At 30.8% G+C, this 23,242-nt stretch carries 19 protein-coding genes; 2 read left to right on the top strand and 17 right to left on the bottom strand.

The annotated features are described in order from the left end of the window. The 11 genes from KPL44_RS12495 to KPL44_RS12545 form a co-directional block, all read right to left on the bottom strand. Positions 1-1,133, bottom strand: a 1,133-nt coding sequence (locus KPL44_RS12495) for a hypothetical protein (RefSeq protein WP_216250697.1), incomplete at its 3' end; no start/stop codon positions are given. Positions 1,134-1,177: 44 nt separating this feature from the next. Then, entirely contained in the window at positions 1,178-1,603 is a 426-nt protein-coding gene (locus KPL44_RS12500) for a hypothetical protein (RefSeq protein WP_216250700.1), read from the bottom strand. Positions 1,604-1,692: 89 nt separating this feature from the next. Beyond that, entirely contained in the window at positions 1,693-2,163 is a 471-nt protein-coding gene (locus KPL44_RS12505; protein WP_216250703.1) for a WXG100 family type VII secretion target, read from the bottom strand. A gap of 11 nt (positions 2,164-2,174) precedes the next feature. Further along, positions 2,175-6,761, bottom strand: a complete 4,587-nt coding sequence (gene essC / locus KPL44_RS12510; RefSeq protein ID WP_216250706.1) for a type VII secretion protein EssC — start codon at positions 6,759-6,761, stop codon at positions 2,175-2,177. 13 nt (positions 6,762-6,774) lie between these two features. Next, entirely contained in the window at positions 6,775-7,023 is a 249-nt protein-coding gene (locus tag KPL44_RS12515; protein WP_216250709.1) for an EsaB/YukD family protein, read from the bottom strand. Positions 7,024-7,039: 16 nt separating this feature from the next. Next, a complete protein-coding gene (locus KPL44_RS12520; protein WP_216250712.1) occupies positions 7,040-8,119 on the bottom strand; it encodes an AAA family ATPase in 1,080 nt (359 codons plus the stop codon). A 25-nt stretch (positions 8,120-8,144) separates the two neighbouring features. Next, positions 8,145-8,879, bottom strand: a complete 735-nt coding sequence (locus KPL44_RS12525; protein WP_216250716.1) for a PP2C family protein-serine/threonine phosphatase — start codon at positions 8,877-8,879, stop codon at positions 8,145-8,147. A gap of 40 nt (positions 8,880-8,919) precedes the next feature. After that, positions 8,920-10,323 carry an FHA domain-containing protein gene (locus tag KPL44_RS12530; RefSeq protein WP_216250720.1) on the bottom strand — a complete coding sequence of 468 codons (1,404 nt, stop codon included), beginning with the start codon at positions 10,321-10,323 and terminating at the stop codon, positions 8,920-8,922. A 351-nt stretch (positions 10,324-10,674) separates the two neighbouring features. Further along, entirely contained in the window at positions 10,675-12,513 is a 1,839-nt protein-coding gene (locus KPL44_RS12535) for an ATP-binding protein (RefSeq protein ID WP_216250723.1), read from the bottom strand. Between the two features lie 324 nt (positions 12,514-12,837). Continuing rightward, complete coding sequence (locus KPL44_RS12540) at positions 12,838-13,461, bottom strand: response regulator (RefSeq protein WP_216250726.1); 624 nt, start codon at positions 13,459-13,461, stop codon at positions 12,838-12,840. An 88-nt stretch (positions 13,462-13,549) separates the two neighbouring features. Beyond that, complete coding sequence (locus KPL44_RS12545; RefSeq protein WP_216250729.1) at positions 13,550-13,726, bottom strand: potassium-transporting ATPase subunit C; 177 nt, start codon at positions 13,724-13,726, stop codon at positions 13,550-13,552. A gap of 458 nt (positions 13,727-14,184) precedes the next feature. On the opposite strand from KPL44_RS12545, the gene KPL44_RS12550 reads away from it, so the two are divergent. Continuing rightward, the gene (locus KPL44_RS12550) at positions 14,185-14,829 is read left to right on the top strand and encodes an MtnX-like HAD-IB family phosphatase (protein WP_216250732.1); all 645 of its coding nucleotides are present in this window, start codon (positions 14,185-14,187) and stop codon (positions 14,827-14,829) included. Positions 14,830-14,898: 69 nt separating this feature from the next. Here the strand turns inward: KPL44_RS12550 and KPL44_RS12555 are convergent, their stop codons facing one another. From KPL44_RS12555 to KPL44_RS12565, 3 genes are all read right to left on the bottom strand, one after another. Beyond that, positions 14,899-15,732 (bottom strand): deoxyribonuclease IV, encoded by an 834-nt coding sequence (locus KPL44_RS12555; protein ID WP_216250734.1) that lies wholly within the window; start codon positions 15,730-15,732, stop codon positions 14,899-14,901. 39 nt (positions 15,733-15,771) lie between these two features. Continuing rightward, on the bottom strand, positions 15,772-16,848 hold the full coding sequence (locus KPL44_RS12560) for a M24 family metallopeptidase (RefSeq protein ID WP_216250738.1): 1,077 nt from the start codon (positions 16,846-16,848) through the stop codon (positions 15,772-15,774). 149 nt (positions 16,849-16,997) lie between these two features. Beyond that, positions 16,998-17,405, bottom strand: a complete 408-nt coding sequence (locus KPL44_RS12565; RefSeq protein WP_216250741.1) for a DUF6465 family protein — start codon at positions 17,403-17,405, stop codon at positions 16,998-17,000. Positions 17,406-17,786: 381 nt separating this feature from the next. On the opposite strand from KPL44_RS12565, the gene KPL44_RS12570 reads away from it, so the two are divergent. Further along, a complete protein-coding gene (locus KPL44_RS12570) occupies positions 17,787-18,005 on the top strand; it encodes a ground-like protein (protein WP_216123953.1) in 219 nt (72 codons plus the stop codon). 59 nt (positions 18,006-18,064) lie between these two features. Here the strand turns inward: KPL44_RS12570 and KPL44_RS12575 are convergent, their stop codons facing one another. The 3 genes from KPL44_RS12575 to recQ form a co-directional block, all read right to left on the bottom strand. Continuing rightward, positions 18,065-19,681: an ABC-F family ATP-binding cassette domain-containing protein gene (locus KPL44_RS12575; RefSeq protein ID WP_216250743.1), complete on the bottom strand. Its 1,617-nt coding sequence runs from the start codon at positions 19,679-19,681 to the stop codon at positions 18,065-18,067. Positions 19,682-19,814: 133 nt separating this feature from the next. Then, entirely contained in the window at positions 19,815-21,008 is a 1,194-nt protein-coding gene (locus KPL44_RS12580) for a DEAD/DEAH box helicase (RefSeq protein ID WP_216250747.1), read from the bottom strand. Between the two features lie 15 nt (positions 21,009-21,023). After that, a complete protein-coding gene (gene recQ, locus KPL44_RS12585) occupies positions 21,024-23,192 on the bottom strand; it encodes a DNA helicase RecQ (RefSeq protein WP_216250749.1) in 2,169 nt (722 codons plus the stop codon). Positions 23,193-23,242 lie beyond the last annotated feature (50 nt).

Here is a 23,242-nt window from a genome sequence, read left to right on the forward strand (position 1 = left end):
CTAGTGACATTTACAGCAGCATTAAATTTAAATTTATTGCTAGATCCAAATTTAGGAGATATAAGTTTTGAAATACTAAAATTCTTATCAATACCTGCTGCTCCAAACCCGGCTTTAAGATCTTTACAAAATATTTTTTTCTGAGCAACTTTTTTCATAAGACCCACATTGCTTAATTCTTTATACATACCCATCTTTTTAAGTGCTTTAAAATCTTTACTTAACCCTAGTGGTGTTTTAACAGCTCCGTATGCTAATGTTGCAACTGACAAAGTAGAAAAAGTTATTTTTCCGTATTTTTCTCCTCCCTTCTTGCCAGCATTAGCACCCTCTTCTCCACCAAATAGATATCCACCAGCATATCCTAATCCACCACCCGCAACTGCCAAAACATCTGAACCACCTTTTTTGTCCAACCACCTTGACCCTGTAGCATTGCCTGTGCTCTTGTAGTTAGCTAATGCGGCTATATCATACCCCATAGAACTAGCTCCCTTAAACAACTCAAACCCTGTACATAATTGAGCTCCAAGTGTAGCTCCAAGCAATGGGCCTAGCGCCGCTAAGGAAAGCCCCCCAGTTGGCATAGCAAGTAAAACTACAGCAACAATCGCAACCACTGCAAGAACATCTTTTGCAACTCCTATCAAATACCTATTTCCACCCTGCCTATACCAATCTTTAATCCCATCTTTAAGACTTCTTATTTCCTTTTGGCTTAATCCCTTTCCACCTAAGATAACATTTGATAATATAGAAATACCATCAGTCTTTACCGCGTCAAGAATAACAGCAAGTCTACTAACCTTAATCCCTTTTTCTTTTTCAAACGCTTTTGTATCTGTAGTTATACGGCTAGCAACACGCTGATCTGTTTTTTGAGCCTTTTGAGAAAATTGGCTCATTTTTGTACCAAATAAATTAAGTTTATCAATTTTAGATTGATACTGTATATTCTTTTTATTTATACACTCATTAGCATTTGCAAGATTGCTCCGCGATGTAGGTACCAATTTAATATTACTAACTAAATGTTCAAAATTTTCTTTTTTACTTTCAAATATATCTGCCAATCTAGTAGCAGTTGAAGTCGCATCACTAATTGCGCCATAATCAATAACCATTACACTCATGATTTCCTCCTATATTTATAATATATTACACCTATGTATTTACACTATTGCCCCATTGATAAAATATTAGCTTTCATGCTCTCTATTTTGGCATCAGCAGCTGCCTTTAGCGCATCTACCGCTTGTCCATTTCCATCTTTAACGTTCTTTTCAACCTCAGCAATTTCCTTTTGAACATTAGCTTTAGCTTCTAATATACTAGCTTTTACAGACGCTATTTTAGCATCTCTAATCGCTTTTTTTTCTGCTGCCTCTTGTTCAATTTCCCTTTGGACAGCGTCAATCTCATATTGAATATTATTCTGAGCACTTATGACATTAGCATCACTCTCAAGTGATCCTTCCTTTAAGTTAGTTATTCTTTCAATTGTATTTCCTAAATTATCACTTTTAACACTACTTATAAAAAATTCGTGTAACCTAAGTGTTTCACCATTAATATTGTCAATTAGAAAACTATCTTGTACCAAAGACCTTTTATACCTTATTAATTCCCTGTGAATTTCCTTCTTATCTATAATTCTCTCCTCCTATTTTCCTACATTTATGCCCCTTAGCTTTAAAATGCACCGCCACCTCCGTTACCACTATTAAATGGATTAGTGCTATTCCCAGTAAACGGATTATTACTACCACCATTAAACTGGTTATTATTATTCCCTGTAAACGGCTTATTGTTACCTCCTAAAACAGGAGGAGTGTACGGTTTTTGAGGAACTGCTGCCTTAGGCTTTAGTTGACCTGCTAACTGAGTATCCCAATCCACATAAGATTTCATACAATCTTGCAAATCCTCTTTTATTGTAAATAAATTATCCTCTTCATCCTTAAGCTGAGTTTTAAGTCTACCATACTGCTTCTCAAAAGAATTCTTGCCTTTTCCCTCCCAATCAAATAATAATTTTTCTGTTGAATCAAATACCCTTTCTCTGGCTACTCTGTAAGTTTTCACTGCTTTTTCAAACCCATTAATAGCCTCCTGGAAATTTTTTGTATCTATTTTTTTTACACTGCCTGTATCTCCTATCATTTATTAACCCCCTACTCATTAAGTATTGTTTTGATTTTTTCAACTTCGCCTCCAAAACATAAATATCCATCACCAGGTTTTATTGGTTTGCTAAATTCTTTCTGCTGTTTAAATTCTATATCAACAAACTTTAAGTTAACTACATCATCAAATACGATTACCTTCTTATTTTCTTTTATTTGTTTAACTATTTCTGGAGTACCATATGCTACTGCTGCGTTATCCAAATTTGTAAATATAACAGCAACTTTTAAGTTCTTTAACTGTTTCGTCATTTTTGAAAACTTATCATAAAGCTCTTTATCTTTCGCTGTTTCCTCAATAAAGCTAGAATTCTCTATAACTAGTAAAATTAATGGATATTCTTTTAGAAGTTCACTCTCAGGTTTTGTACCTCTTCGCTGTATTAAATCACTTTGTCTATTTTCAAGTTTTTCTATAATGTTATCAATCATTCCTGCTATGTCAGCTGTATCAATTGTATATTGTTTAACATAACCAAAATCCTTAACACTTTCAAGTTGACGCTTCATGCTATCGAAAACATATGCTTCTGTCAAATTATTGAAAATAGTTTTATTTATAGTTGTCATAAGGTGTTTAATAAAGTTTGTTTTCCCACTCTTTTCTCTTCCCATAATAGCGAGCATTCCTATTGTTAATAAGTTTATATGATTAAATGCTACTGTTGAATAATCAATACCAATAGGAATTTCATATGGGCTAGCAAACTGAGCTCTATTACTTTCAAATACCTCACTACCCTTAAGTATTTCTGGAACCTCAGGAATTTGTCTTGCTTTCTGCATCGCATACTTAGCTTTGTTATCCTCTACAAATGCCTTCAATTTTTCTGCTCTAATTATTTCCTTATCACCCTTTACGCATAATGCAGTCTGGAATTCTACAATATGCTTATCCATCATGTATAGAGCTCGTCCGGGAGTATCCTTTGGTTGAATCCTACATCTTTCAAAAATGTTAGAATACTCACCTTTGTCATTACAAGTATATGCAATTCTAGTACCAAAATTGGCAAGCGTCTTATATCCCATTGCATTAGTTTGTGTTGCTGTTGTAATTATATTAATTCCCACACTTTGTCCTTCACGTGATAAATTTAATAATTCATCATCATATAAAGGATAATATTCCCTAAATGCAGAAATATTGTCAATTACGAAGAGTATTTGTGGTAAATTCTTAAATCCTGCTTCTTTATATGCCTCAAATGTTCCAACACTATTATTTGAGAAAAAGGTTTTTCTAATATCAATCTCATTATGAAGCATTCTAAACAAATTACTTATTCGTTCTTCCTCAGCTGGTAATACAATACCACCTATATGGTTTGAGTTTTCAAACACCTTCATTGCCATATTTCCACAATCTATTACATAAATATTTACTTCAAGCGGTGTATAATTATCCATAATTGAATATATCATTGTCTGAAGTATCGTTGTCTTTCCTGATTGTGATGAACCGATAATAAAGGTATTACTATCTGATAAATTAATATTTAATTCAGTTTGTAATTGTTGTTCTGGATCATCATACAGCCCAACCGTCGCCATTATACCTGTCACAATGTCTATTACACAAGATTTTAATATATCTAGATAAATTACATTCTCTAATGGAGGTTGGCAAATACCTGCTAATTTTTTAATGTTATCAACTTTGCAATAATTATTTACATATTCAATAACAGCTTGCAATTGAGTCTTTACATTTTTGTCCTCATCAGTCTTTTTATTAGAGTATATTAACTGTTTCTTACCCCATAAATTTAGTTTATTTAATTCAAAAACATTACTATTTCCACCATCTGCTACTATTGCTTTTGCTCCACTGTAGGCAGATTGGAAAAGTTCAAATATTTCATTGTTACCGACTTGCAGATATGCCCTACCTGGTTCAACAATTTCAGCAGCTAGCGGTGTTTTGATTACTTCGTTACTATCCTCTTTAGTTTGAACTTTAAGACATAATTTAAACTTAGAGTTACTCCAAATCTGGTTATCTACTACTCCAGATGGCTTTTGAGTTGCAAGTATTAAATGAACACCCAAACTTCTACCTATTCTTGCCGTACTTATTAACTCCTTCATAAATTCTGGATACTCACTTTTGAGTTCTGCAAATTCATCTACAATTATTATTAAATGAGGTATTGGATCTGTTGCCTTTCCATCCCTATAAAGCTTTATGTATGCATCAATATGATTTACATCATACCTTGAAAACATCTCCTGTCTACGGCGTAGTTCCGCCTTTATCGATAGAAGTGACCTATCTATCTCTCTACCATCAATATTTGTAATTGAACCTATCAAATGTGGTAATTCCCTAAATTGATTGGCCATTCCGCCACCTTTGAAATCAATAATCATAAATCCAACTTCATAGGGATGAAAAAGTGTTGCCATTGATAATATATATGTTTGAAGTATTTCACTCTTACCTGAACCTGTAGTACCTGCAACAAGTCCATGTGGTCCATGATGTTTTTCGTTAAGGTCTAAATATACTATCTGATTTTTAGTTCTAACTCCTAGTGGCGCAGCCATGCTTTTATAAACCCTTGATTCTGACCATCTAGTGTTTAAATCAAGATCATCCACTGACAAAATGTTAAGTAATTCAAAGAGTGATATATTTTTAGTTAGTTCGCTTTCTAAACTAACTGCATCAACTGATACTGCAGTTAACTTCAAAATAGCATCTTCCATTGTTTTGTCTGGTATCTTAGAATATTCAAACTTTGAAACATAATCTCCATTATCACTTTGTAATAAACAACCAGTACTACTATTATCAAGCCTTATTATTTCGCTACATCCCTTGGGAAGAAGTTCTTCATATTCTTCAAAGAACACAAAAGTAAAGTTGTACTTATTACATGTTTCTATATACTTAGATACCGGATGTTTTTCAATACCCTTCTTATCAAAAACAAAAATAACATAACTAGTTTCTATCTGGTCATTGCTTCTCCTTGATAATCCAGCTTCTCTTTTAGAGAGTTCTATAAATAGATTCTCTAATATGTAATTTCTACTTTCTTCGTCATACATTAAATTTCTAATGCTATTGTCTTCATCTTCGTTATTAACATTTTTAAGCCATCTTAACCATGCAAACTTTTCATGGTCCTCTTCTTTAAACATGTAAAATAGCTTTACATCTTTATAAAATTGCCTAGTTGTAATGTCCAATGTAATAGTTTTTAAAATATCATATAATTGATCACGCTTACCTACAATACCAATTGTATTGGATTTTGAGAACTTTGATATTATTGGTGAATTCGCAATAAATCGATACTTTTTTTCTATCTTTTCTGGCATTGACACTAATTCATCATCAGTGTTTTTAAATTCTTGCTTAGTATATTTTATTTTGCAATTTGCTTCATTTATACCTGTTCCAAGTCTTACAAACATGAAGTCCTCATCATTTAAATCTCTTTCAAAGAGATCCTTACCAAAATCTTTTATTGTGGTAATATCATCATCAATAGATCTATATACTTTTTCTAAAATTCTCTGTTCATTACTACGTTTGCCCTGAATTTCTTTTTCTTTTTCTTCTATGTATTCCAGGTATTTTTCCTTACGTTCAATAATAGACTTCTTATAACTTTTTCCATCCGTCATAAATGTAATAATAGACACTAAAACTCCAATGCTCATTGTTGCAGCACTGTATATAATAAACGAACCTCCACCACCCATTGATCCTCTAAGCATAACAACAAGTGCTAACATAGCGAGGGCAGGTAGCAATGTTACTATAATGTTTTTCTTTGGTTTTTGTGGTTTTGTTATTGGCTGCAATACTTCAATTTCTTCTGAGGGTATTACATACTTTACTCTTGTACTTCTATTAAACTTTGGATACTTAAATGCACTTTTCTGTTCGACAGCATCCATATAGTTTAGTTTATCAACTATTAAATTCTCATTTCTAGATGTATATAGGTGCTTATCCTTTAAATAAAAGCTGTATCCTACAAGCTCAAAAAAGTCATAATCCAAAATTTGTGAATATTCATCTATCTTTGTTCCATTTATATAAACACCATACTTTGTATTATTATCTGTAATGTAATACTTATTGTCTTTTAAACTTAGGGTAATGGTGTCACTTTCAAGAAGCGTATCACAAATATAAATATTGCACCTATCAGTTCCGCCAATTGTTATAGACTGTACTTCACCAATATCTATAATACGTTCATAATTTTTTTCTACCAACCCGAAATCAATAAAAAAATTAATCCTGAATATTTCACCGTTGGAATTCTGGTTCTTGACAATAATTTCATCACCATGAGATAAATCCTTTGAATATATTTTCATTACACCATCTACAGTAAAATAAACGCTATCCCCTCCGTTTAACTGCCAACCATCATTAGTCCTAACTAGATTAAACTCGAATTCACCAAAGAAATTATCTTTATTAAATCTGAGCTGACAGTTTTTTGTAGTTCCTACGTTAATTAAATCTTCTTCTGAATTTGATAGCTCATATTCGCGGTAAATATTTTTCCCGAAAATTATTATCTTATATTTAGTATCCTTAAGCACTACTTTTCTCCCCCTACACAGTAATATTTATTACTGTACCGTTTCTAAGTTTATAATCTTTCAATTTAGTATTACCTTTGAGCAAAGCTATCGGATTTTCAGTCTTTAGATAACACTCAGTGATACTACTTACATCTATTCCTAAATTAAAAGCCTGATTCAAAGAAACCACAAGGTCCTTTGCTGTTATATCCAATGGTATTTCAACATCAAATTTTTTACCACTTTTATGAATATATATAACTACAACAATTTTATCCATATCAAATCTCCCCCAATCAAATGAGCGTATAGGCTAGCTTTTGAAAATGTTTATTCATAGCCAAAAATTCAAGGTCAAAGCTTGCATAATCAAGTTCAAAACATTCTATATATTCACTTATTGTACACTTATTATTTAAGTTACTACTTATAAGCCAATTAACTAATTGTCCAGAATACTTATTACAAATAAACATATATTTATTATTATCAGAGCAATCAATGTTTTCAAGTAAACTGTCTAACTTAGAAACAGATACCGCATCCTGACCTGTTATTATCATAACCCTATCACAATAACTCATCATCATCGTTTTTTCGCCCGTAAAATCTGATGAACAATCTACCACTACATAATCATATTGTCCTGCTTCTCTAACAGCTTCTATTAAACGCTTATAATGCTCCATATTAATATTTAAAGAAGATATAGACTGCTTAAATGGTAATAAATAATCAAACATTTCCACTCCAACCGCTGAAGATAAATACTGAGTAATATTTTCCTCTCGCTGTATAATACGTTTTTCAAAGCTATGTGGACAAAATTCTTTATTTTTCAACATAAAATTATATCGCTGCAAGGTTTCTGTATTTATGTATAACACATGTTTATGACACTTTGCAATTGCTGCACTTATACCTAGTGCCACAATAGTTTTACCAGAACCTCCTGAAGGTGAATACACCATTACTACTTTAGTATCTTCCTTCTGATTAATTCTTCTTAACAACTTTGGTGAGGGATTACTCATAATCTCATTAAAAATCTCCTTAACACTTGTATACTTATATATTTTATTAATACTCATATCTTGAGTACTATTAACATCATTTGATTCCGTTAGTATAAATAAGTTTTCAATAGAGTGTTTTTCAAGGTCACGTGTATATAATGTCTCATGTATAATCAATATGTCTATCTTCTTAAGTGAATTAAAATAAGATTTAAAATACTCTTTATCTGATATAACTTCTATATTTGCTTTATCTCCAAACTCCTTAATAAATTTTAATTCTAGTGGCATTAAATATTTTTCGTCTGTATCCGCTAACACTACAACCAATTTGCTCATGAAAAAACACTTTCCTTCCATAATATACTGAACATATAAGTATCATTTACTTGCTGATTCTAGCAAGAATTAAGGTAATATTGTCTGTTTCACCACGATCTTTAACTTCATTTATTATACTTTCACATGCCTTTTCTAAATCCATCTTTTGTTTGCTAACCATTTCCAAAATTTCATTTTCTCCAATGGTCTTATAAATTCCATCACTACACACCATAAAAATATCATTTTTTGAAATTTTGCCTGTTGCACAGTAATAATTAATTTCGGCTCTATTTCCTAAACATTCTGTCAAAGCGCTCTGCTTATATATTTTTCCGTTTATTGTCTTATCCACAAGACAAGAATGATCTATAGTTAATCTTTCAATTTTCCTTGTTACTTTATAAATTCTACTGTCACCTATATGTACAATATAATAGATATTCTTATGAATAAATAAAACAGATAACGTCGTAGCGGTTCTAACATTTTTTAATCTTGAATAGCTCATAATCTCTTCGTTACATTTAGTAAAACATTCAATTAAAGATGGTATCAATTTTCCCGTATCATTATAAAAGTTTCTAAAATCACAATTCCACCATTTATTAAAATTTGAAATCGCTATTGCACTGGATATCTCTCCGTCCTTTAGCCCTCCCACTCCATCTGCCACAGCAAATAATCCTGCATGAGCGTCCTGAACTTCAACTACTTTGTATACAAAACTATCTTGGTTAACTGCTTTTACTATTCCCTTATCTGATATTCCAAAAGAATTAATTTTAAAATTGCCCATGTGATATTTGTCATTCCTCTCGCGTTAAACCCTGCCTAAGTCATTTAGCAGTTTTAACCATAAAGTCACTGTTTGACAATCTTACTTTATCTCCAATTTGTATTTGAACCCGTTGCCCCTTTTGTAGTTTAACTAAATTAACATAAGTTCCGTTAGAACTTTCAAGGTCCTCAATCACATAAGAATTATTAATGTAGGATACCTTGCAATGAACCCTGCTTATTGTTTTATTAAATTGAATAACTCCATCAACAGCTTCAGGGTTTTTACCTATGATAAATTCAGGTTTACTAATAACAATCTTTGTGTTTTCTTTTGTCCCAATTCCTGTTAGCGAAATAGAAGGTACGAATATGCCGTCTAATACTTCAGTAGCTCCGCCTTCATATATTGGCTTGAAATCCATATTACTTGGTGCCTGCACCTTTTTCTTTTTTTTCAAAACAAAAATATAAATCAGTATTGATGTTATTAAATCAATAACTAATATTACAGCAATTGAAATCATAGATGTTTTAGACTTATAATTAAAACTAAGTATTATTCCTACACAAATGAGCACTGTACAAATTTGAATAATAATTAATATAGGTGGCTTTATTAAGTGTATCTTTCTATCATTAGCTTTTGGTTTAATATTTTTAGTTTTGGTTTTAGGTTTAAGTTTATGCATAAGTTTAAGTCTAGGTTGAGCCTTATCCGTATCTATAACCTTTATATTTTCAATTTCTCTGTCCTCAAAATTATCATCTCCAGGTGCTAGTGATTCACTTCCTTGTCCTGTATGCAATGAATTTATAGGTAGCTTCTTACTACCTTCTGATGGTGCCTCTCCACTTTGATTACCAAATTCATTCTTCATTGGATCTCTTATAATAATATTTTTCTTCATATTTTCTTTAATTTCATCTAATCGATAATTCTCATTTTGAAGATCATTATAAAGTCCATATACCATTTCTTTATTTAGATTATTATTTTCAGAAATTGCTTCTGCTAAATTTTTCTTAAGTTCTCTCTCAAATATTCCAATGCTACTTAAGCTCGTATGTGTGTTAACTGGAAGGTATATAAAAAAAACATTCAAATTATTGCTATCAATAAAAATTTTATCTAAATTCACCTCAACGTTCTCACACTGCATAAACCCATTATGTTTAACTTCTGATACAATATTGAGCACTCTAGATACTATTGATAAAAAATTTTCCGGTGTAAGCTGGTGTAATAATGACTTAAGGCTTTTATATTTCGAAATATCATAAACTAACTTTGTTTTTCCATTATGTGAAACTTTAACACATTTTATAAATCCATTTTTCTCTTGATTCTGTAACACCTTATATCCAGTTTCGAAAAAAAGGTATTCTTGTTCCAATATATAACTTATATTAGAATTGTATCTATTTTCTTTAATTAGATCATTTACAACTAAATTGTTCATTTAAGTACCCATTCCCCTTTTTACTAACCGCTCCATCTGTTATTTTTAAAATGTTATTTTCATTTTGAAAAATTTTCAATCATTTATTTATTTTACCTATTATAGAAATAATACCATTCTTTAGCTAAAATATCTACAGCTAATTCGATATTATTATGATTTTCTACATTTTTTTAGCTAATATTACATATTAGTCTATACGTGCAGCAAATTTCTCCCTATTTTTCTTTATATTTTATATTTACATAATACTATTTAACAAACTCAAATATAACTCATTGTTTATTATAAAATAATTTGTTAGTTTATTAATATTTAGAATGTAATTATTTCACTTCCTATTTGAAAATTTTATTTCTCCATAGGTAACGTAAATATAAAATTACTCCCTTTGTCAACTTCACTTTCACAATAAATTGTTCCATCATGTGCTTCTACAATACCCTTTGCTATAGAAAGCCCAATCCCCGAACTCAAAAATTCTGTATCATAGGCACTTATCTTAACAAACTTTTCAAATATTTTCTCATGATATTCTCTAGGAATTCCTTTACCGTTGTCTTTAACAAAAACTTTCATTTTTTCTCCATCTATAAATGCACCTATAGTTATTTTTCCACCAGAATGAGTATATTTAATAGCATTAGAAACTAGATTATTTAATACCCAAGTTATTTTCTCTTTATCTACAATTACATTAGGTAAATCAACTTCTACACTATTATATAAAGTAATTCCTATGTTTTTTGCCTGGACCTCATAATTTTTAACACAGTCACTTGCAATCTCAGCTATCGAATATGCTTTTATATTATATACTGCCTGATCCGACTGTATCTTTGAAAGTCTTAGAAGATCACTAACTAGATCTGTAAGCTTTTCAGTCTCTTCTTTTATAGTATCTAAAAGCTCTTCCTGTTTTTGATTTATGACTCCTACATTTTTCTCAAGTATTAAGCCTACACCCATCATAATAGATGTAAGTGGAGTTTTAAATTCATGAGAAATTGTAGCTATAAAATCTGTACGCACTTTTTCAAGCTCCTTATATTCTGTTATATTTTTTAAAAGTACCACTATAGCATTAATTTTATTTTCTTTATCATAAACTACAGTTACTATAATATTAAAAAAACAAGTTCTATCATTTACCTTAAGGCTTATTATCTTTTCAGTAATCGGAACCTTATTGTCTACCACACAAAAAATATAATCATATAATTCCATATTTCTAATGGTCTCTAAAAAATGACTATTAATCACATTTTGTTCTAATACTCCGAAAATGTTTTCACAAGACTCATTTAATAATTGAATTTTATAACTAGCATCAAGTACTATTAATGGATCTGTTATACTTTTTACAATTGCAATAGATTTATTTCTCTCTGAAAGTAACTTCCCGGTAGTACTCTGCTCAAATTCGTAAAGCCTATTTGTCATATTATTAAATTCCATTGCAAGCATTCCAATTTCATCCTCATTTATCACAGGTGCTTGTTTATTAATTTCTCCTTGTTTAACTGATTTTATAGTCTCAGTAAGTAGATATATAGGTTTTAAAGACTTATTTGTAAATATAAGCGATATTATTAATCCTATAATTGCAGCTATGGAGGAAATTAATAATATAAAATGCATTGCATTTAATGCATTACTTTTTGCATTATCCCTCCCTTTAAACATAGCTTTCTCATTCAGTTTTGCTAAAATTCCTAAATCGGCTTTAACCTTAACTACAGAAGGATAAATTTTAGAATTGTAGAATTTTATATTTTCCTGGCTTGTGTGAGAAGTTTTATATTCGTGAAATTTTGAGAAAGATTTAACAAACAGAAGATAGTCCTCACTTATTTTATTAGTATTATTAGCTTCACCAACTTCAGTTATATTAGTTTTTGCAACATTAAGCCACTTATAAAATTCTTCATTGTTATTATAAATAATATCTATTGTACTTTTATTTTCAAAAGCAATATATCTAAGAATTGTCTTATCCTGAGTTTCAATAACCTCAGTCATTTTAGTTGAAGCATCAATACTCTTGTAATTGTTTGTTATTAATCCATCTATCTTTCCACCTACTCTGTATATGTTAAAGCTTGAGAGCAGTCCAATCATTACTATAACTAAAACTAAAAACACATTAATAATTACAATTTTGCTTTTTAATGTTTTAATAAAACACACCCCCTCGTAAAATTCAATATACCTTTTAATTGTATTCTAGTGAACGGGATCTGCAACCACAAGCACATCAATATATTTGGTATCTCTCATTATCGTTCTAACAATTGAACCCCTTAAAATCTCATGAAATCTAGTTCTAGCAGATGGGCCTATAATTATCTGGGTTATATTATTACAAGTTTTTCATCCACTTCATTTGCAACTTCTCTTAAAGTAAGTTCTCTTAATGCGGTTAGCTTTCTTTTTCATAAGCCTCCACCTACTATCACATCCTAAACATATTTTCATTATCAATATAATTTCTATATAATCATTATATTATGTTTAAATATGTGAATCATTAAATAGTTCATAAATATTATTAAATAATTCTGCTTCATCAAATTTATTTAAGTTCTTATTTACCTCACTTATTAAATTATAAATTTCTTTATTATAAGGGTTTATTCCGAGTACTATTTTTAAAGTATTATGTGCTTCTTCAAATTCTCCCTCTTCAAGCAACTTCTTTGATTTTACTATTAATACCTCTTCTTCTTCTAAATCTTTTGAACTTTCAACAAAACTTTTATCAAGGTTTTCATTTGAAGTAAAGATTTCTTCTAAAACAGAAGTAACTCTATCTGGCGAAAATGGTTTCTGAAGGTAAGCTGCGGCTCCAAGTTTTGTGCAATCAACAGCATTTTTTACCGTAGCAAATGCGGTCATAATAATAACGGGACAATTAAAACCCATATCGCGAATTATCTTTAAAACCTCTGTTCCGCTCATTTCCGGCATTCTTATATCTAAAAATATTATATCAATACTTTGCTTTTCTTCTTTTAATATATCTATAGCTGATTTACCAGAATCCGCAGTAAGAACTTTATAACCTTTTAGTTCAAGACATGTGGTTAATAACATTCTTATATTTTTTGTATCATCTATTACCAAAACCTTTTTCATATTATTCACCTACCTCATTAATTTTATTGTTCACATAAATCTAAGATTGTACTGAAATAATTACATTATATAATAGATTTTTTCCTTTTTAAAGTGTGCCTTTGCTTTTTAATATATTTGCTATATCTAAATTAGCCTTTTTGTTAAATAACACTTGGCTTATTCCAGTCATAGCTAGAGGATATATTAAACCACATAAAACAAAGAGCAGCACAGTTAAAACACTGATTTTTTTAACATATCTTTCATTTCTATCTCTCCTCATAAATTATCACCTGCGAAGCTGTATTATTCGCTACTTCTGAAACCTCATTTAAGCTAATTAGGACGTCTGCTACGTAATATCTTAATTACTTACTATTTTCTAAAAAATGCCTAACCCATTTGCTCGCCTATACCAATCGCCCTTCAAAGCCTGTTTCTTAAGTCTATAGAGATTATAATCCCAATTATCTTTTTACTAAAGCCAAATAATAGCTCGCTTAAAATGTTCTTGTATTCATTAAAGTTCATTAAGACAAACTGTATGCGAGCCTCGTAGTTCTAAGTCGATTATTGACCGTTTTTCTTAGTAGCCTATTTAAAATTGATAATAATACAAATTTAATGTAATATATTGGATTTTGAAAACCAAAAAACATTACATATCTTTATTTTTCTGTTATACTACTATTGAAATCAAGCAAACTAACTCTACAATAAACTTACGAGGAGATTAATAAAATGAAAGATTTTGCATTTATATCCGATTTTGATGGAACCCTTACTAAAAAAGATTTTTATAAAATATTATCTGATACATACTATAAAGAAGAACTTTCACCCATATTTAAATCTTGGAAAAATGGAGAAATGAAGGATAGAGAATATTTGAACTATGTTTTTAATAACGTTAATAGAAACGAAGAAGAGCTTCTCGAAGATATTTTAAATATTGCCTTTGATCCTACAGCTATTGCTTTTATTGATAAGGTTAAAGATGCTGGTGGAGATTTTATTATTATAAGTGCAGGAACAAATTATTACATAGATAAGGTACTTGAAAAAAACCATATAGAAGGAGTAGATGTTTATGCAAATAAAAGTGTTTTCAAAGACAATGGAATTCACTTTGATTTAGATGAACATGATGAATTTTACTCAGACTTATATGGCATTGATAAATTAATTGTATTAAAAAAGTTAAAAGTTAATTACAAAAAAGTATTTTATGCTGGAGATAGTACTCCCGATCTTAAACCTGCATTAGAAGCAGATGTTGTTTTTGCTAAAGGGAAATTAGTAAATCTTTTAAAAGAAAAAAATAAAGATTTTATAGAATTTGAAAATTTCTCAGAAATTTGGGATAAGTTAAAGATACACTTATAAAAAATACACTTATTTACTTAACATTTTCTTAAGTAAATAAGTGTATTTTATTTTAAATTTTCTACATTATTAGTCTATGTAAACTTCTCTTAACATCTTAATTTCTTTTGCATGGCCTTCTAATTCATTAGGAGTTTCTAAATAAAATGGTAAGTGGCGCAACTTTGGATGATTAATAATTCTAGTAATCGCCTCTATTCCGATAGATCCTTCGCCTATTGTTTCATGACGATCTTTATGACTTTCAAATGGATTTTTGCTATCATTTAAATGAATTGCATATAATTTATCAAGACCTATAATTTTGTCAAATTCATTTATGACCCCATCTAGATTATTAACTATGTCATAACCAGCATCATATACATGGCATGTATCAAAACATACTCCCATTTTCCCATGTAATGTAACTCCATCAAGTATTTGTTTTAATTCCTCAAAAGTCCTACCTATTTCCGTTCCTTTACCAGCCATTGTTTCAAGAAGTACAGTAGTTGTTTGTTCTGGCTTTAGTATAGAATTTAGCATATTTATAATATACTCTATTCCAATCTGCGTACCTTGTTTTACATGACTCCCCGGATGGAAATTATAAAAGCTGTTTGGGAAAAATTCCATTCTTTTTAAATCATCTTCCATAATCATTACCGCAAAATCTCTTGTTTTCGCATCAGCAGAGCATGCATTTAATGTGTATGGAGCATGTGCTAGAATTGTAGCAAATTTGTTTTCTTTTAGTATTTCGAGAAGCGCTGCTACATCACTTGGATCAATTTCTTTTGCTTTACTACCTCTGGGATTTCTAGTGAAAAACTGGAATGTATTTGCTCCTATGCTAAGAGCATCTTCCCCCATAGCCTTATAACCTTTAGATACTGATAAATGACAACCTATATTTAACATACTTATTCCTCCAATAAAAAATTATAAATATATTTTGCCCTATTCTACAATAATTAAGTCTTTTGTATAATGGTTTAATACCTCACAACCATCCTTGGTAACTATTACTAAATCTTCAATACGAACTCCTACGTCACCTGGAAGGTAAATACCTGGTTCAATAGAGAAAATTTGTCCGACCTGAACTTTATCAGTGTTCGCAGCAGAAACATCTCCAAAGTCATGTACTTCTATTCCTATTGAATGTCCTAACCTATGAGTAAAATATTTTCCATAACCTTTTTCTGTAATATAGTCTCTAGCTGCAGCATCGATATCACAAAATCTAACTCCCTCTTTAACTTTCTCAATTCCTCTTTTATTTGCTTCCTTAACAATATTGTAAACTTCTCTACTGTGGTCTGATACTGTTTTATAAAAAACAGTCCTAGTCATATCTGAGCAATATGAATCTTTTTTGCATCCGATGTCAATAACTATACTGTCACCTTCTTTAACTTTTGACTCATCCATTTCATGATGAGGGTCAGCAGCATTTGCACCATAACCTATAATTGGATCAAACGAATGTCCCTGAGTGCCCATATCATCCCATATATCTGAAAGTAACTTTCCCATCTTTTTTTCAGAATATTTTTTAGGAATAAGTTTTATCATTTTATCAACAGCAGTATCATTTAGTTTTGACGCTGCTCTCATTAAATCTTTTTCATTCTCATCCTTACACATTCTTACCCTATCTAAAATCTCAGATCCATTAACAAATGTACTACCGCCTTTGAGCTTCATTAGTTTTATTAAGAAATGAGCTGGCCAATTTTTATCTATACCCATTGGCGCATCTTTATCAATATTTTTTGCAAGAATTTCTACTGGACTCTGAGTATCATTGAACCATATTTTTTCTACCCCTAAATCTTCATTTATAGGGAATAACTCATTAATAAACAATTTATTTTGTCCATCTAAATTAATATAGAGCACAAGCATTCTCTCTCCAGATAAAATCCATTTCCCTGTAAGATAGAATATAGCTGCAGGATCAGAAACTATCATTTGAGGTATTTTTTCTTTTGCCATAATTTTCAAAACTTTGTTAAGTCTTTCCTTTAACATTAAAATCCCTCCTAATATATTGTGTTATCCTGCTTTCAATTTATCATAAAATTCAAATAATGTACATGCTTTTTCATATATTTAAATGACCCCAGCATTTCAAACAAAAAAGGCTCTGCTAAGCCTTCTCTACTTTTAATGAACTTATATTAAGATAATTTAATATTTATTTTAATCTCTCCATTTACCAAGCAGTAAGCTATCTCCTCTTCAACCTTTATATATACATCTAAAGTCTTAAGTTCTGTAATCTTATGAGATTTTGTCCATTCTTTATATACTTCTTCTAGTATTGTTCTTTTTGAAATCTCTTTACCTTGATATTGGACATAGAAACCAACATCAATCTTCTTGGCTATTGTTCTTTTGGCTGCTGTCTTTTTTACAGAAGTAGTTGCCTTTGTGGCTTGTGATTTAACATTTTTTGCGATATCTTTTACCACACTAATAGTCTTTTCAACATTTTCTTTTGTGGCATCAGACACTATTGTTATCGCCTCTTCCGTTCCCGCATTAATAGCTTCTTTATCAGAAACTAAAGTATTATCTTTTTCCATATTATTTACCCCCATTTATAAAAAATTTTATATGTTACCTACTATATTCGATATTTTTCTTTAAAACCCTTTTTTTAGGAGAATATTATAAATATTATGATATAACTCTCTGTAATTCACTACTTTGCACTATAAATTTTTTATGTTAGTTTACTTAAGATTTACATTCACACTTGATAGAATGTGGAATATATTAAAGTACACCTATAACTTAATTAATTTCACAATTATGCATTAAGAATTACATTGCCTCTATGTGATGGTCTAATGCTAAGCTAGCCTAATACTTAAGTTAAAGTATAAGATTCTTATTAGAGTACCCAATTAATTTACTTTAGTAGACTCTTAAACTTTTACTTACTAAATAAGGAGGTTATTTATATGAGTCATAGACATAACAATAATTGTTGCTGCAAACCTGTTAGTTGCTGTAAACCTGTTTGCAACTGTGAAAATACCTGTGGAAATGGATGCGGTGGTGGCTTCGGTAATTGCGGAGCTGGCAGTGGCATTTGGATACTTCTTTTACTATTAGGTTGTGGCGGTATCGGCGGACGTGGTGGTCGAGGCTGCGGTGGCGGCTTTGGCGGATTATTTTAGTTAGTTTAAAAAGGCACTTCTAATAATATTATTAGAAGTGCCTTTATTTATTTATTTATTTATTTATACATAAGTTCTAGTTCTTTTTGAACTTCATCATTTTCTACGAATTCATCATAAGTCATTATTTTATCCATTAATCCCTTAGGAGTAATTTCTATTATTCTATTTGCAACTGTTGCAATTAGCTGTGAGTCATGAGACGTTAATAGCATTGTTCCAGTATAGCTAGTTAATCCATTGTTTAAAGCAGTTATAGATTCTAAGTCTAAATGATTAGTAGGCTCATCAAGGATTAATACATTAGCATTGCTAAGCATCATTTTAGATAACATACATCTAACCTTTTCTCCACCAGACAATACACTAGCTTTTTTAAGAGCTTCTTCTCCTGAGAAAAGCATTCTACCTAGGAAACCTCTAATAAAGCTTTCAGCCTTATCCTCAGAATACTGACGAAGCCAATCAACTAATGTACAATCTACTCCATTAAAATATTCAGTGTTATCTTTTGGTAAATAAGCTTGAGTTGTAGTAATTCCCCATTTAACTTCACCACTATCTGGCTCCATCTCTCCCATTAATATCTTAAATAATGTAGTTTTAGCTATTTCGTCAGCTCCTGTAAATGCTATCTTATCTCCCTTACTAACTATAAAAGATACATTATCAAGAAGAACTTCTCCATCCACAGTTTTACTTAAATTCTCAACTGTTAATAAATCATTTCCAGCTTCTCTTTCTGGTTTAAAACCAACAAACGGATATTTACGAGAAGAAGGTTTTATATCATCTAAAGTCAATTTATCTAATTGCTTTTTACGAGAAGTAGCTTGCTTTGCTTTAGACGCATTAGAACTAAATCTTGCAATAAAGTTCTGAAGTTCTGCTATTTTTTCTTCTTTTTTCTTATTTTGATCCTTAGCCATTTGAAGTGCTAACTGACTAGACTCATACCAAAAATCATAATTTCCAACAAATAATTGAATTTTGCTAAAATCTATATCTGCAACATGAGTACATATTTTATTTAAAAAATGTCTATCATGAGAAACAACTATTACAGTACTCTCGAAATTTAGCAAGAAACTTTCAAGCCAATTTTTAGATTTTATATCCAAGTTATTTGTAGGCTCATCTAATAATAGAATATCAGGTTTTCCAAATAGTGTTTGGGCAAGAAGAACCTTAACTTTTTCTGATCCTGTTAATTCCTTCATTTTTTTGTTTTGAAGCTCTTCATTTATTCCAAGTCCCATGAGTAGTGTTGAAGCTTCTGATTCTGCTTCCCATCCATTAAGTTCTGCAAATTCACCTTCTAGTACTGAAGCTCTAATTCCATCTTCATCCGTAAAATCTGATTTAGCATATAATTCATCTTTCTCTTTCATTATTTCAAACAATCTTACATGTCCCATCATTACTGTATTAAGAACTTCATTTTCATCAAATTCAAAATGATCTTGTTTCAAAACTGCAAGTCTTTCTCCTGGTGTTATGAAAACTTCACCTGTATTTGCTTCAATTTCGCCTGATAATATCTTAAGAAATGTTGATTTACCAGAACCATTAGCGCCAATTAATCCATAACAATTACCAGGATTAAATTTTATATTAACATTATCAAATAATTTACGTGCACCATATCTTAAACTTATATTATTTGTACTAATCATATATTTATATATACCTCCATATTAACTGAAAATTCTACACATAGCATATGTAGTCTTTCCACAAAAAATTTTAATTTTATTATATCCTAAACCACTAAGTTATTATAACACATGCAAGGAAACTAGGCTATTGCTATTTATTATCAGTTCTATTATTATGTCCTGCATTCCTATCTTTAGTTATAATTTGGGGTTCAGTAATCTCCCCCCTGTGGATTTCTTTTTGAGTGATTTCTATATTAAAATCTCTTTCATAGTTTTTAATAAGATCAAGTTCTCTCTCTACTGCTATTGATAGTGCAAGGCCACGCTCTCCCATTCTTCCCGTTCTACCTACCCTGTGCAAATAATCTTTCGAGTTTTCCGGTATATCAAGATTAAATATATGGGATACGCCTACTATGTCAAGACCCCTAGCTGCTAAATCAGAAGCCACTAACAATTGGATTTTGCCTTCATTAAAATCCTCAAGTGCTTTCTTTCTATTTTCTTTTTCAGACGATCCATGAATTCCCTCTACTTTTAGATTATGATATCTAAGTTTTGAAGTTGTAATTTCTACTTCATCACTTTTGTTTATAAATATTATTGCCTTCGAAGGTTTAGTTGCACTTATAAGTTTCCGTAGAAGCTCAATTTTATCTCTTCTTTCTACTACAAAATATATGTGCTCTATATTTGGGTTTACAACACTTTTATCTCCTACTTTAATAACCTTAGGTTCCTTCATTAAAGTTTTTGCAATTTCAACTACTTTTAGTGAAATCGTAGCAGAAAATAACATAATCTGTCTATCACGAAGTGTAGTTTTTATTATCGCCTTTACTCCATCTATGTTATCCTCATCTATCATTCTGTCACCTTCATCTATTACTATAGTTTTAACGAAGTGTGATTTTAATTTCTTCATTGTTATAAGTTCTAAAATTCTTCCAGCAGAGCCTACTAATATATGAGGTTTTTGCTTAAGAGACTCGAGTTGCCTTTTAATATTAACATTACCTATTATACTAGTTGATCTAACTTCACTCCTTGAGTTAACTGATAACAATTCCACCTGCTTATATATTTGCATTGCAAGCTCATGAGTTGGCGCAAGTATAATTGCTTGAATATCCTTTGATGTTACATCTATTTTTTGAAATATAGGTAATAAGTAAGCTAAAGTTTTACCAGTACCTGTTTCTGACTCTCCTATGATGTCCGCGCCAGCAAGCCCCATTGGTATAGCCTTTACTTGAATTTCTGTAGGACTTTCAATGCCTTGTTTTATAAGACCTTCTATAAGATTTTGTTCTAATCCTAGTTCATTAAATAATTTTTCCATATTTCCTCCTTTTTTCTAAGAAATCTTATTGTTAGCGTATTTAAATATTGTTGCTTTTATAGCTAAATAATCTATTTCTTCTGGTAATTCTTCTTTAATAGGTCTGAGCTTTGTTGCTCCGATTTTCTCTATAACCTCAAGAATAAGTGCTTCCTGATTTTGGGGAATAAAATCATCTAAATTAACATCAAGACCCTCAGCCACACATTTAAATATATGTTCTTGAACCGTCAGGCTTTTAAGTTTCCTCTCGCTGATTATCTCCTCTATGCTTTTGCCATCCTTATACATGTTATATGTAATAATATAACTTGGCACCTTGTCTTCATTTTTAGGGTCTCGCTCAATCGCACTCTCCGTTTTACCGCCATCCTCTTCATTATATAGTATTTCTGCATTAATTTCTATATTGTTTTCCTGCATATATTTTTTAATAACTTGAATAAATTCTTCTCCATACTTATTAAGCTTAGATTCCCCTACACCTTTTATGTTTAGCATTTCTTTTTCATTTACTGGGAAATATTCACTCATCTCTCTTAATGCACTGTCTGCAAATACAATATATGGCGGAACTTTTTCACGCTCAGAAATTTCCTTACGCAAGGTACGCAATATCTCAAATAAGCCAGTGTCCTTAATTACTTTTGCTTTCTTTTTATCAACCTTTTGATATACTTTTTCCTTGTTTTTAAGTACGAGTACTGCTCTTTCTTTTAAATGAACCACTGGGAACTGTCCATCTGCAAGTGACAAATATTCTTCTGCTGTAAGCACATTTATAAGGTCTCTTATCTCTTTAACCGTATATTGCTTTATTATCCCATAAGTTGATAATTTATCAAATCCAAGTTCCAAGACCTTTTTGTTTTTAGATCCACGCAGAACGTCTGCAATTAATGAAGTACCGTACCTCTCCTTCATACGAAGAATACAAGAGAATATTTTTTGTGCCTCTATAGTTATATCTACAAGTTCACTCTCATCATTGCAAGTACTACAATTATCGCATTTATCTTGAACATTTTCTTCCCCAAAATACTCTAAAATAAACTTTCGTAAACATCTTGTCGTATGTGAATAATCCACCATAGCTTGAAGTTTTTTATATTCATTTACCTTTCTTTGAGGCGCTACTGTGCTTTGCTCTATAAAAAACTTTTGAAGTAGGACGTCCGCCGCTGAAAATAACAATATACATTCACTTGGTTCACCATCTCGCCCTCCACGTCCTGCTTCTTGGTAATATGCCTCCATGCTTTTTGTTAAATTATAATGGATTACATATCTAACGTTTGATTTATCTATTCCCATACCAAAAGCATTAGTAGCTATAATTATGTTGATATCATCATACAAAAACTTTTCCTGATTTTGCTTTCGCTCTTCGTCATTAAGGCCTGCATGGTATTTTCCTACACTATATCCTTTTTTATGTAACAATTCATAAAGATTATTTGTTTCCTTCCTTGTCGCTGTGTAAATTATCCCCACTTTGTCTTTATTGTCCTCAATGTATTTCAGTACAAAATCTCTTTTATTTTCACCACGGATAACAGTAAAGCTTAAATTTTCTCTATTAAAACCAGTTACATAAACATCAGGCTCTCTTAATTTTAATAGCCTTATAACATCTATTCTTACGTCCTGCGTTGCCGTGGCCGTAAATGCTGCTATAATTGGTCTCTCTGATAATTTATCAATCAAACTAGAAATTGCTGCATAACTAGGCCTAAAATCATGTCCCCATTGTGATACACAATGAGCTTCATCCACTGCTAAAAGCGATATTTTTAATCTATTTAACATATTGCAGAAAAAGTCTGACTCTAATCTTTCTGGTGCAACATAAAGGAGCTTAAACTCTCCGCTTGCCACCTTATCAATTCTTTCATTGACTTCATTAATACTTAATGAGCTATTTATATATGTTGCAGCTATCCCTATACTATTTAATGTGTCCACTTGATCCTTCATAAGGGATATAAGTGGTGATATAACAAGTGTTACCCCTTCTAGCATTAAAGCAGGTATTTGATAACACACTGACTTTCCTGCGCCTGTAGGCATTACAGCAAAGGTATCTTTCCCATTTAATATGCTCTCTATTACATCTTCTTGTCCTTTTCTGAAATTATCATATCCATAATACTTTTTTAATTTTTCTTGTGCTTCACGCAACATATATTTCTTCCTCTCATACGTAATAATTGCTTACAACAGTATAACATTAT

Source organism: Clostridium sp. DSM 17811 (assembly GCF_018861905.1).
Lineage (GTDB): Bacteria > Bacillota > Clostridia > Clostridiales > Clostridiaceae > Clostridium_AD > Clostridium_AD frigoriphilum.